Origin of the sequence: Micromonospora sp. NPDC023633 (assembly GCF_040640035.1) — a bacterium.
Classification (GTDB): Bacteria; Actinomycetota; Actinomycetes; order Mycobacteriales; family Micromonosporaceae; genus Micromonospora.
The window spans coordinates 100,876-113,517 of record NZ_JBFABB010000001.1; the positions used below are offsets into that span (position 1 = coordinate 100,876).

The 12,642-nt window shown below is 75.9% G+C and carries 9 protein-coding genes; 6 read left to right on the forward strand and 3 right to left on the reverse strand.

All coding sequences use genetic code 11. From position 1 onward, the window contains the following. Positions 1–53 precede the first annotated feature (53 nt). Complete coding sequence (locus tag AB0G13_RS00535; protein WP_357866742.1) at positions 54–1,448, reverse strand: MFS transporter; 1,395 nt, start codon at positions 1,446–1,448, stop codon at positions 54–56. Positions 1,449–1,816: 368 nt separating this feature from the next. Between AB0G13_RS00535 and AB0G13_RS00540 the strand changes: the two genes are divergently transcribed. Beyond that, positions 1,817–6,235: an HAD-IC family P-type ATPase gene (locus AB0G13_RS00540; protein WP_357866745.1), complete on the forward strand. Its 4,419-nt coding sequence runs from the start codon at positions 1,817–1,819 to the stop codon at positions 6,233–6,235. 65 nt (positions 6,236–6,300) lie between these two features. Beyond that, positions 6,301–7,104 (forward strand): MBL fold metallo-hydrolase, encoded by an 804-nt coding sequence (locus AB0G13_RS00545; RefSeq protein ID WP_357866748.1) that lies wholly within the window; start codon positions 6,301–6,303, stop codon positions 7,102–7,104. Positions 7,105–7,254: 150 nt separating this feature from the next. On the opposite strand, the gene AB0G13_RS00550 is transcribed toward AB0G13_RS00545, so the two are convergent. After that, entirely contained in the window at positions 7,255–7,674 is a 420-nt protein-coding gene (locus AB0G13_RS00550; protein WP_121397384.1) for a CBS domain-containing protein, read from the reverse strand. A 122-nt stretch (positions 7,675–7,796) separates the two neighbouring features. Next, positions 7,797–8,783, reverse strand: coding sequence for an L-threonylcarbamoyladenylate synthase (locus tag AB0G13_RS00555; protein WP_357866752.1), 987 nt, complete (start codon positions 8,781–8,783; stop codon positions 7,797–7,799). 83 nt (positions 8,784–8,866) lie between these two features. Here AB0G13_RS00555 and AB0G13_RS00560 point away from each other — a divergent pair, with 83 nt between their 5' ends. The 4 genes from AB0G13_RS00560 (at position 8,867) to AB0G13_RS00575 (ending at position 12,598) form a co-directional block, all read left to right on the forward strand. Continuing rightward, a complete protein-coding gene (locus AB0G13_RS00560) occupies positions 8,867–9,811 on the forward strand; it encodes an RNA polymerase sigma-70 factor (protein WP_357866754.1) in 945 nt (314 codons plus the stop codon). Positions 9,812–9,903: 92 nt separating this feature from the next. Continuing rightward, positions 9,904–11,100 carry an FAD-dependent oxidoreductase gene (locus tag AB0G13_RS00565; protein WP_357866757.1) on the forward strand — a complete coding sequence of 399 codons (1,197 nt, stop codon included), beginning with the start codon at positions 9,904–9,906 and terminating at the stop codon, positions 11,098–11,100. Between the two features lie 107 nt (positions 11,101–11,207). Further along, entirely contained in the window at positions 11,208–11,963 is a 756-nt protein-coding gene (locus AB0G13_RS00570; RefSeq protein ID WP_357866760.1) for an HAD family hydrolase, read from the forward strand. Beyond that, on the forward strand, positions 11,960–12,598 hold the full coding sequence (locus AB0G13_RS00575) for an SAM-dependent methyltransferase (protein ID WP_357866763.1): 639 nt from the start codon (positions 11,960–11,962) through the stop codon (positions 12,596–12,598). Before AB0G13_RS00570 ends, AB0G13_RS00575 begins: the two co-directional genes overlap by 4 nt. Positions 12,599–12,642: the final 44 nt, after the last annotated feature.

Here is a 12,642-nt window from a genome sequence, read left to right on the forward strand (position 1 = left end):
CGGGAAAACCCCGGCGGTCCGGGCGCCGGTCCCGACGGCCGGCGGCGGGGCGGTCAGCCGGCGCGGATCCCGGACGCGCCGGGCACCACCCGGCCGGCGAGCACGACGCCCAGCAGGGCCAGCCCGGAGGCCACCGCGAGCGTGCCGGCGTAGCTGACCGGCCCGGGAGCCGCACCGGCGGCGAGCACCGCGCCGGTGAGCGCCAGCACGGTCGCCGCGAAGAGCGAGTCGCCCAGTTGCAGCGAGGAACTGTTGCGGCCCTGCTCGCCGGGGGCGGACAGCTCCAGCGTGAGCACCGACAGCGAGGGATAGAGCAGCCCCATGCCCATGCCGGCCCAGGCCCAGCCGAGCACGCCGACCCAGACCGGCACCGCCGGCGCGACGGCGAGCGTGACCACGGCGGTGCCGGCGGCGATGCAGGTCAGCCCCGCCCTCGGCATGGTGGCCCGGGAGCGCGGCGCGGGCATCCGCCCCTGCACCCAGGAGCCCGCCGACCAGGCGAGCGCGCCGGTGGTCAGGACCAGACCGGCGGCGGTCGGCGACAGCCCGCGCTCCCGGGAGAGCATCAGCGGGATCACCACCTCCGCCCCGACGAACGCGGCCGAGGCGAGACCACGCAGCCCGATCACCGTGGGCAGGCCCCGGCCGGCGCGCAGGAACCCGGCCGGCAGCAGCCGGGGCGCGCAGACCAGCAGCCCGACCAGCGCCAGGGCCACCAACCCGACGGCGGCGGCGCCGCGCTGCTGCCCCCCGACGTGCAACAGTGCGGCACTCACCCCCGCCCCGCAGGCCCAGCCGATCCGGGCCGCCGCGCCGGACGGCAGCCCCGTCACCGCGGTCGCGCCGATCGCGCGCAGGCCGGGATGGATCAGCAGCACCGCCGGCACCGCCACCACCGGCACCGCCAGGAAGACCCAGCGCCAGCCGAGGTGTTCCACGATCAGGCCGGCCAGCGCCGGCCCGACCAGCGACGGTACGACCCACGCGGCGGCGAACGCCGCGAAGATCCGTCGGTGCAGCGCCTCCGGGTACGCCTGCCCGACGATCACGTAGAGCGCCACCGAGAGCAGGCCGGACCCGAAGCCCTGCACGATCCGGCCGGCGACCAGGACGCCCATGGTGCTGGCCCCGCCGGCGAGCACCAGCCCCAGCACGAACCAGACGAGCCCGTGCCACATCGGCGCCCGGGGGCCCCGCGAGTCGCACCAGATGCCGGAGGCGACCATGGCGAGCACGCTGGCGGCGAACGGGCCCCCGAAGGCGATCCCGTAGAGGGCCAGCCCGTCGAGGCTGCGGGCGACGGTGGGCATGGCGGTGCCCACCGCCAGCGCCTCGAAGGCGAGCAGCGAGATCAGCGCAACGCTGCCCACCGTCATCGCCCGCAGCCGGGGCGCGAAGATCCCGGCCTCGGCGGCGACCGGGGCGGCGGGCGCCGCCGTGTCGGTCACCGCCGACCCGTTGCACGCGGCAGCCACAGCGGTCGGTGACCGAGGCGGGCCCGTGGATTCGACGCACCCGCCCCGGAGCGGGGCAGTTCGATCAGCATGGGACCAGCCTCGGACCTCAACCCGGATTGAGGTCAAGGGTGACCCGGCTCTCTCCGCCCCGTCGGGAGCCCGGCGGGCACCCCGTCCCCGCGTGTGGTCGGCGAGCTTCCCGCCGCCGCGCGGGAGGAACTTCCGCTGCTCGGAGTGCATAACGGACGATCCGCCGGGAAGCCAGGCCGCCGGAGCGGAGGCGTGGGAGGCGAGATGGCGTACGGCGGGAGCAGCGGCAGCGAGGGGCCTGACCGGCGCCTGTCCGGTCGTACGCCTCGATGATCTCGCTGGGCCACGTCGCCGGCCGGCTCCGTCCGCCGGTGGCCGTGCCGCAGGTCGTCGGCGAGGCGTCCCGCAGCGTCGGTGCCGCCGCGACCCGGTTGGCCCGGGCGGCCGGGCTGACCCGGCGCCGGGTCTGGTCCCGCCCCGGCCGACACCACATCGAGGTGCACGGCGTCTGCCAGGACGGCGGAGACACCCTCGCCCGCCAGGTCGAGGCGGCGCTGGAGCGGGTGCCGGGGGTGGAATGGGCCCGGGTCAACGCCCCGTCCGGCCGGGTGGTCGTCGCCGTCGGCACGCCGGAGCCGAACCTGCGGGACCTCGTCGCCACCGTCGCCCACGCCGAACGCGTCTGCCCGCACGAGCCGGACCCGGAGATCCCGCCGCCACACCCGCCCGAGGAGGGGCCGCGCACGCCGCGCACCCTCGGCGCGCTGGCCTCCGACGCCCTGGGGCTCACCATCTCCGCCGCCACCCGGATCCTGCCCTTCACCCCCGTGCCCGGGGAGGTGGCCGGGCTGCTCGGCGCGGTCGACCTGCACCCGAAGCTGCACGCACTGGCGGACCGGGGGCTGCGCGCCGACCCCCGCGCCGACCTGCTGTTCCCGCTCGCCGAGGCGGTGGTGCAGGGCCTGACGGGCGGCTGGACCGGGATCGTGCTCGACGGGGCGCAGCGGGTGGTGCAGTGGGGCGAGGCGCGGGCCCAGCTCCGCGCCTGGACGCAGGCCGAACCCCGGCTGACCGGGGACCCGGAACGGGCTGTCGCCCGGGCACCGAAGGTGGAGCGCCTCCAGCCGAAGCCGGACGGCCCCGTCGAGAAGTACGTGACCCGGATGCTCGCCGCGGGCGCCGCCGCCGCGGCCGCCGCGACGCCGGTCGTCGGCCGGAAGCGGGCCGCCGCGCTGGGGCTCTCCGCGCTGCCCAAGGCCCCCGGCAGCGGACGCGAGGGGTACGCCGCGCAGCTCGGCCGGATCCTCGCCCGGCGCGGCGTGATCGCGATGGACCGCAGCGTGCTGCGCGAACTCGACCGGATCGACACCCTGGTGCTGGACGCCGCCGTGCTGGGCTCCGACCGGGGCGTGCTCGCGGACCTGGCGCCGCTGGCCGGGGCGGACGTCGGGCAGGTGGCCGCGCGCGCGTTCGCCCTCTTCGACCCCGCCGCACCCCGGGAGCTGCGGCACGCCGACGGCTGGCGGCTCGGGCCGCTGGACGCGCTGGACGTCGAGCACGCGGGCGACACCGAGGAGAGCCGGCGGCTGCGCGACGCGGGCGGATCCCTGCTCGGCCTGGCCGAGGGCGACACCCTGACCGCCGTACTGCGGGTCGAGCCGGAGCCGGCGCCGGGCGTCGACGCCCTGCCGACCGCCGCCCGCCAGGCGGGCCTGCGGCTGGTCGTGGCCGGCGACGACGACCGGCGGTACGACTTCGCCGACGCCCACCTGTCCGGCGGCGACCGGCTGGCCGAGTCGGTGCGGGCGCTGCAACGCGACGGGGCGGTGGTGATGGTGGTCTCCGGCGACCGCGCCGCGCTCGGCGTCGCGGACTGCGGCCTGGGACTCTCCGCTCCCGAGGACCTGCCGCCCTGGGGTGCGCACCTGCTGGTCGGCGTCGACCTGCGGGTGGTGGCGCTCGTGATCGAGGCGACCGGGGTGGCCCGCCGGATGGCCCGGCAGAACATCGGCCTGGCCGCGGCCGGCACCGGCCTCGGCGCGCTGGGGGCGTTCACCGCCGCGCCCGCGCAGCTGCCCGGCCGCTCCCTCTCCGCCGTGAACGGCGCGGCGGCGCTGGCCTTCGCGCACGGCGTCCTGCGGGCGCACCGGTTGCCCGACCGGGCGGACAGCCCGACGCCCACCATCACCGCCTGGCACCTGATGCCGTCCTCGGCCGTGCTCGACCAGCTCGGCACCGGCCCGGACGGGCTCGCCACCGACGAGGCCGAGCGCCGCCGGGGCGGCGGGACCGTACGGCCCTCCGGGCCGACGGGGCTGCTCCGCGCCTTCGTCGACGAGCTGGCCAACCCGCTCACCCCGGTCCTCGCCGCCGGGGCGGTGCTCTCCGCCACCTTCGGCTCGCTCGTCGACGCGGCCCTGGTCGGCGGCGTGGTCGGCGGGTCGGCGCTGCTCGGGGCGGTGCACCAGCACAACACCGAGCGGTCGCTGGCCGAGCTGTTGTCCCGCTCGGCGGTGACCGCCCGGGTACGCCGGGACGGCGCCGAGCGGATGCTGCCGGCCGACGACCTGGTGCCCGGGGACGTGATCCTCCTCGAATCGGGCGACGCCGTCCCGGCCGACTGCCGGGTGCTGGAGTCGGCCGGCCTGGAGATGGACGAGTCCTCGCTCACCGGGGAGTCGCTGCCGGTCGGCAAGACCGACCAGCCGGTCGTCGCCGCCGCCGTCGCCGACCGGCGGTCGATGCTCTACGAGGGCACCACCGTCGCCGCCGGCCACGGAACGGCGGTGGTGGTCGCGACCGGCGCACAGACCGAGGCGGGACGGAGCCTGGCGATGGCCCGGCAGGTCCCGCCGTCGAGTGGCGTGGAGGCGCGACTGGGCCGGTTGACGCGGGCGGCGATCCCGCTGGCCGCCGGCTCGGCGGTGGCGGTGGCCGGCATGGGGCTGCTGCGGGGCGTACCCCTGGCCGCGACCGCCGCGACCGCCGCGAACCTGGCCGTCGCGTCCGTGCCGGAAGGGCTGCCCTTCCTGGTCAGCGCCGCGCAGCTGGCCGCCGCGCGGCGGCTGGCGGAACACGGCGCGCTGGTCCGCAACCCGCGCACCATCGAGGCGCTCGGCCGGGTGGACGTGCTCTGCTTCGACAAGACGGGCACCCTCACCGAGGGACAGCTGATGCTCGCCGGGGTCGGCGACGACGGCCGGTACGCACCGGTCGACCGGCTCGACGACGGCCTGCGGTTCGCGCTCGCGGCCGCGCTGCGGGCCACCCCGGCCGCCGCCGACCCTCGCGACCTGGCCCAGCAGACCGACCGCGCGGTCCGGTCCGGCGCCGAGGCGGCGGGGGTGACCGAGCAGACCGGCGCCCAGGGGTGGGAGCCGGTCGGTGGGCTGCCGTTCGAGCCGTCCCGCGGCTACCACGCCACCGTCGGCCGCGCCGGGGACCGGCTGCTGCTCAGCGTGAAGGGGGCGCCGGAGTCGGTGCTGCCGCGGTGCTCGGACTGGCGTACGCCGGGGGGCCGCGACGAGCCGCTCGACGACGAGGGACGCCAGGGGCTGCACGCCATGCTCGCCGACCGGGCGGGGGCGGGACACCGGATCCTCGCCGTGGCCGAGTGCCGGGTCTCCTCGCCCGGCGTCACCGACGCGCAGGTGCACGACCTGACCTTCGTCGGCTTCCTGGCCCTCGCGGACGGGGTCCGCGAGAGCGCCGCCCCCGCCGTACGCCGGATCCGCCAGGCCGGCGTGCACACCATCATGATCACCGGCGACCATCCGGCGACCGCCGAGGCGATCGCGGCCACCATCAGCGACCACGAGGAGCAGCGGGTGGTCACCGCGACGGAACTCGAACAACTCGACGACGAGGCCCTCGCCGCGCGGCTCGCCGCCACGGACGTGGTGGCCCGGTGCACCCCGGCCCACAAGGTCCGGATCATCCAGGCGTTGCAGAGGTGCGGCCGTACGGTGGCGATGACCGGCGACGGCGCCAACGACGCCGCGGCGATCCGGCTGGCCGACGTGGGCATCGCCCTCGGTAGGCGGGGCACCCCGGCGGCCCGCGCGGCGGCCGACCTGGTGGTCACCGACGACCGGCTGGAGACCATCATCGCGACCCTGGTCGAGGGCCGGGCGATGTGGTCCTCGGTACGCCACGCGCTCAGCATCCTGGTCGGCGGGAACCTCGGCGAGATCGCGTTCAGCGTGCTGACCGCCGCCGCGACCGGCCGCTCGGCGCTCACCGGCCGGCAGTTGCTCCTGGTCAACCTGCTCACCGACCTGGCACCGGCGTTGGCGATCGCGGTCCGGCCGCCCGCCGCGGGCCACGCCGACGGCCTGCTCCGGGAGGGCCCCGACACCTCACTGGGCGAGACGATGACCCGGGAGATCGGGCTGCGCGCCGCCGCCACGACGCTGGGCGCGACCGCCGGCTGGACACTGGCCCGCTACACCGGCCGGCGCAGGCGGGCGGGCACCATCGCGCTGGTCTCGCTGGTCGGCACCCAGCTCGGACAGACGGTGCTGGCCGGCGGCACCAGCCCGGCCGTGCTGGCCTCCACCGCCGCGTCGCTCGGGGCGCTGGTGGTGGTCGTCCAGACGCCGGGGGTCAGCCACTTCTTCGGCTGCACCCCACTCGGCCCGGTCGGCTGGACCATCGCGACGGGCTCCGCGCTCGGTGCCACCTTCGCGAACGGCGCGCTCACCCGCCTGGTGGAACGCCTGCCCCAGTCGGGTTCCCGGCCGGTGTGACCGGAGACCGCCGCCGATCGGCATGCCCGCGCCGATCACGGGTACGGCTGCGGACGGAGGTGCGCATGTCGACGACGCAGCCGGAGGTCACGTTCATCGGCACCGCCACGACGGTGCTGCGGATCGGCGGGTTCACCCTGCTGACCGACCCGAACTTCCTGCACCGGGGCCAGCGCGCGTACCTGGGCAAGGGGCTCTGGTCGCGTCGGCGCACCGACCCCGCGTTGCGGATCGCCCAGCTCCCGTCGCTGGACGCCGTGGTCCTCTCCCACCTGCACGGCGACCACTTCGACCGGGTGGCCCGCCGGGAACTCGACCGGGAACTGCCGATCGTCACCACCCCCGCCGCCGAGCGGAAGCTGCGCCGTCGGGGCTTCCGGGCCGCCGAAGGGCTGCCCACGTGGAGCTCCCGCGAGCTGCGCCGGGACGGCGAGACGCTGCGGCTGACCTCGATGCCGGGGAAGCACGGGCCGGGCGCGCTGGACCTGCTGCTGCCCGATGTGATGGGCACGATGATCGACCTCGAACGCGACGGCAGCCGTCGGTTCCGCCTCTACGTCACCGGCGACACGCTGAACCGGCCGATGCTGGCCGACATCCCCGAGCGGTACCCGGACATCGACGCGATGCTGATCCACCTCGGCGGCACCCGGATCGCGGGCCTCCTGCTCACCATGGACGCGCGGCAGGGCGCCGACCTGGTCGAACTGGTCCGGCCGAGGCTCACCGTGCCGATCCACTACGACGACTACCCGGTGTTCCGCTCACCGCTGGGCCACTTCGTGGCGGAGGCCCGCCGGCGCGGCTTCGCCGGGAGCGTCCGCACCATCGCCCGCGGCGAGACCGTCCCGCTCACCCCGCCGGACTGAGCCTCCCGCCTCTCCGGCCCGCCGGGCCGGGCTCCGCCCTCCCGCGCGTCCGGCCCGGCCGGTCCCGCCGGGCCCGCTGCGGCACCCCACGTACGACGATCGCCGCCTCCCGGCCGGGGCCGGAGGGCGGCGATCGGTCGTGACGGGCGGTCAGGCGCGCTCGGAGATGGCCTCGATGAGGTCGCCCACCGGGCGTTCGGGCAGGGAACGGGCCACGTCGGCGACGGCCACGATGCCGACGAGCTCGTGCCCGTCGATCACCGGGAGCCGGCGTACCTTGTGCTGGCTCATGGTCCGCAGGATCTCCGCCGCGTCGTCGTCGGCGCCGATCGTCACCGCCTCGCCCTGGGCGAGCTCGCCGGCGGTGACGCGGCCCGGGTCGCGGCCCTCGGCGAGGACCTTCACCACGATGTCGCGGTCGGTCAGCATTCCCTTGAGCCGGTTGTCGTCCCCGCAGATCGGCAGCGAGCCGACACCCAGCTGGGCCATCTGCTTCGCGGCCGTCTTGAGGTCGTCCTGCTCACGGATGCAGGTCACGTCGTTCGTCATGATCTCGCGTGCGGTCGGCATTGGCTGACACCTCACTTCCAGGGGGTTGTTGCCGTTTCTCCTACCCCCGTCCTCCCCGCCCATGCACGGGCGGTGGAGGCGCCGGCGAACCGTGACGAGGTGGGCCGCGTTCCGCGCCCGCCTCACTCCACCGGATGCCAGGTGGCGGCGGCACGGCGCAGCCGGTCGTTGATCGCCCGGCCGACGCCCACCTCGGGGACCGGCTCGACCAGGATCTCGCCGACCCCGGTGGCGTCCAGCTCGTGCAGCGCGTCGAACAGCCGCGCGGCGGCCTCCGTCAGGTCACCGGCGGCGGAGAGCACCTCCACGGCGGCCCAGTCGCCCGCCGGCCGGTCCCGGAAGGCCAGGAAGCCGCGCCGGACCCCGTCGGCCGCCGGTGGCTCGCCGCCCGACGCCAGCCGCAGCGGCGTACGCGGGGCGTAGTGCGCCGCCAGCGTGCCGGGCGCGACCGGCTGCCCGGAGCTGCCCGGGCGTACGGTCACCGGGCCGGCGGCCTCCTCCAGCGCCTCGACCGGCAGCGCGCCGAGGCGCAGCACCACCGGCCGCCCGCCCCGGGCGTCCACGATGGTCGACTCGATGCCGCACCGCGTCGGCCCGCCGTCGAGCACCACGTCCACGGCGGCGCCCAGGCCCCGCACCACGTGCTCGGCCCGCGTCGGGCTGAGCTGGCCGAACCGGTTCGCGCTCGGCGCCGCCACCGGCACCCCGGCCTCGGCGATCAGCGCCCGCGCGTACGCGTTGTCGGGCACCCGGACCGCCATCGTCGCCAACCCGGAGGTGACGATCGGCGGGATCGCGGCCGGCCGGTCCACGATCAGCGTGAGCGGCCCGGGCCAGAAGCGCTCGGCCAACGCCGCCACCGCCGCCGGCACCGCCCCGACCAGCTTCTCCAGTTCGGCCGCGTCGGCGAGGTGCGTGATCAGCGGGTCGAAGCTGGGCCGCGCCTTCGCCTCGAAGATCCGGGCGGCGGCCCGGGCGTCCAGCGCGTTCGCGCCGAGCCCGTAGACGGTCTCGGTGGGAAAGGCCACCAACCCGCCGGTACGCAGGACGGAGGCGGCCTCCGCGATGCCGCTGTCGGCCGGGAGAACGCGTGGGGATCCGGTGGTCACGCACCGACGCTAACGTGCCGGGGGCGGCGCCGGCGCTGCGGTGGCCCGGTTCCGATCCGTTCCGCGCGGCCTAGGATCGGGTCATGTCCTTGACGGCGAACGACGTCGAGCGGTTCGAGGCCACCAGGCCCCGTCTGGAAGCCATCGCCTACCGTCTCCTCGGCTCCGCCGCCGAAGCCGAGGACGCCGTGCAGGAGACGTTCCTGCGCTGGCAGGCCGCCGACGTCGAACGCATCGAGGTCCCCGAGGCCTGGCTGACGAAGGTCCTCACCAATCTGTGCCTCAACCAGCTCGCCTCCGCCCGGGCACGCCGGGAGACCTATCCGGGGCAGTGGCTTCCCGAGCCGCTGCTCGCCGGGGACCCGATGCTCGGTCCGGCCGAGACGGCCGAGCAGCGCGAATCGGTCTCGTACGCGGTCCTCACCCTCCTGGAGCGGCTCTCCCCCGGCGAACGGGCGGTGTACGTGCTGCGGGAGGCCTTCGACTACCCGCACCGCGAGATCGCCGCGATCCTCGACATCACCGAGGCCGCCAGCCAGCAGATCCTCCACCGCGCCAAGAAGCACGTCGCGGACGGCAGGGCCCGTGCCGAGATCGACGAGGCCGCTGCCCGGCGGATCGTGGCGGAGTTCCTGACGGCCGCCACCGGCGGCCGGATGGAGCCGCTCCTGCGCCTGCTCACCGAGGACGTCGTCGCGATCGGCGACGGCGGCGGGAAGGTCCCGGCCCGCGCCAAGGCGTTCGAGGGCGCGGTCGCGGTCGCGAAGTTCCTGTGGGGTCTGTTCAGGCCCGGCAAGGCCAAACGCGCCCTGGTCGGTGGCACGCCCGAGGTCTACGTCTGGACCGTCAACGGCGGCCCCGCCGTCCTGGCCGTCGTGGACGGCCGGGTCGTCGGCGTCATGTGCCTGGAGGTCACCGCCGAGGGCATCGCCGCGTTCCGTAACCAGGCCAACCCGGACAAGCTCGCACGGGCAACCGCGCAGTGGGGTGCCACCGACCATGGCGAGCCCCTGTTCCACGCCTTCTGACCATCATGTGACGTGCTTCACGTGCTGTCCCTGTCAGGAAACGGTGGGCCACCCGGTTCAAGTGGCAACCCGCGCGAGACAGGAGCATGGACATGCAGCACCGCATCATCGTCCTCGGAGCCGGATACACCGGAGCCATCGTCGCCGGCCGCGTCGCCCGACGGCTCCACCGTGAGGACGTCTCCATCACCCTCGTCAACGAAGGGGCCGACTTCGTCGAACGCGTCCGCATGCACCAGCTGGCGGCCGGTCAGGACCTCAAACCCCGGCCACTGCGTGAGATGTTCGCGGGCACCGGGGTCGGGCTGAGGCTCGCGAGGGTCACCGGCGTCGACGTCGACCGCAGGACCGTCGCCGTCGTCGACGCGAACGGCGCCGGAGAGCTCGCCTACGACACTCTCGTCTACGCCCTCGGCAGCGGCTGGGACTCACGGGGCGTCCCGGGGGCGGCCGAGTACGCCTACGAGGTCTCCAGCCGGCCCGGAGCACTCCGGCTACGCGAGCGCCTGGCCCGCCTCGACGCCGGGCAGACCGTGCTCGTCGTCGGGGGCGGCCTCACCGGCCTGGAGGCCGTGACGGAGATCGCCGAGGCCCGCCCGGACCTCGACGTCGCCCTCGCCGCCCGTGGCGGTCTCGGCGACTGGCTCTCCCCCAGGGGCCGCGAGCACCTGCGGAAGGTCTTCGACAAGCTCGGCATCACCGCGTACGAGCACGCCACCGTCACCGGCGTCGAAGCCGACCGCGTCGCCACCGCCGACGGCAGGGCCATCCCGGCGGCGGTGGCCGTGTGGACCACCGGCTTCGCGGTCCACCCGATCGCGAGGGCGACCGCCCTGGAGGTCACCGACTCCGGCCAGATCGTGGTCGACGGGACCATGCGGTCGGTTTCGCACCCGGACGTGTACGCCGTCGGCGACGCCGCCATGGTGATGGGCCCCGGGGACAAGCCGCTGCGGATGTCGTGCGCCTCGGGAGTCCCGACCGCCTGGCACGCCGCCGACGCGATCGCGGCGCGCCTGGCCGGGGGAAGGCTGCCAACCAGCCGGATCCGCTACTTCAACCAGTGCATCTCGCTCGGCCGTGGCGAAGGCCTGATCCAGTACGTCACCGCCGACGACCGCGCCCTGCGGGCGGCCCTGACAGGACGCCTCGCGGCCGTCTACAAGGAGTTGGTCTGCAAGGGTGCCGCCTGGGGCGTCGCCAACCCGACACTCGGGCTGCCCACCCGGCGCCGCCGCGTCACGCGGGCCCGGACGACGGCGGGCTCGACCGTCGACGCGCTGGCGTAGCGCGACCTGTCCGGGGCATCCCGACCACGGCGAGGGGGATCCTGCGGTCACGTCCACTCCGACCGCGGTCCCCCTCGTCTCCCGTCCCGGTGCGCGAGGATGGCGGCATGCTTCGCACCCCTCGGGCTCTCCTGCTGGACTTCGGCGGCGTCCTGGCCGACGCGCCACCCCCACCGCCGGCCGCTCCCGGGCTGGTGCGGCGGCTGGCCGCGCTCGTCGACGGCGCGGTGCCGGACGAGCGGATCGCCCGGGACCTGGGTGAGGGCGCGCGGGCGTACGCCCTGTGGCGCGACGACGTGGGCAGGACGGGCGACCCCGTCGAGCTGCCGCACGGCCAGGTGTGGGCCGACTTCGTGACCCGGTCCTGGCCGCGGGAGGCCCGGGCCGCCGTCGAGCGGGAGGCGACGGCGCTGGCGTACGCCTGGACCTGGCGGGAGGAGTGGGCGGTGCGGCCCGGCATCCCCGAGGCCCTGCGCCACGCCGCCGAGGCCGGCCTGCCGATGGCGGTCGTCAGCAACACGCTCTGCGGCGCCGCCCACCGGGACTTCCTCGCCACCGCTGGGCTCTCCGCGCTCTTCGGGGCCGAGTTCTACAGCGACGAGGCCGGGCCCCGGAAGCCGAACCCGGAACTGGCGCGGCTGGCGGCCTGCGCCATCGGGGTGCCGCTCGGCGACTGCTGGTTCGTGGGCGACAGCGTGCACCGCGACATCGTCTGCGCCCGTCGCGCCGGCACGGGCGCCGCGATCCTGATGCGGTCGCCCCGCACCGACCGGGAAGCGGCGCTACCGGGAGTCGAACCGGACGCGCGGATCGAGGACGGCCACGGGCTCCTCGCGCTGCTGCGTGAGCACTTCCGCCCGTGACCGTCCGGACCGAATGGCAGGCGTGGCACGAGCCCTACGCCGACGCGAACTCGCCGCTGTCGCGTCGACTGCGGCTGGTGCAGCGGCACATCGCCTCGTGGCTCGACGAGCGCTCCGACGAGCGGCTGACGGTGGTCAGCGCCTGCGCGGGGCAGGGCCACGACCTCATCGGCGTCCTGGCCGCGCGGCCTGACGCCCGACGGCTTCATGCGACCCTGCTCGAGTACGACGCCGGCAACGTGGCCGCCGCACGGGCCGCCGCCGACCGGGCCGGGCTCTCCCACCTCGTGATCAGGCAGGCGGACGCGGGCCGGCTCTCCTCCTATGCCGGGGCGGTTCCGGCCGACCTGGTGCTCATGGTCGGGGTCTTCGGCAACATCTCGGACGCCGACGTGGAGCGGACGGTCGCCGCCTTTCCTCAGTTCTGCGCAACGGGTGCCACCGTGATCTGGACCCGGGCGCGGCGCTCACCGGACCTGACGCCAGCCGTACGGAGGTGGCTTCGCGACGCCGGCTTCGTGGAGGAGGCGTTCCACGCTCCGGACGACGTGCGGTTCTCCGTCGGCGTCCACCGGTTCGCAGGCACGCCGCGCCCCCTGGACGCCACGGGAACGCTCTTCACGTTCCTGCGCTGACCGGTGACGCGGCTGGCAGGGTCAGGTCGCCGGGGCTGCGACGC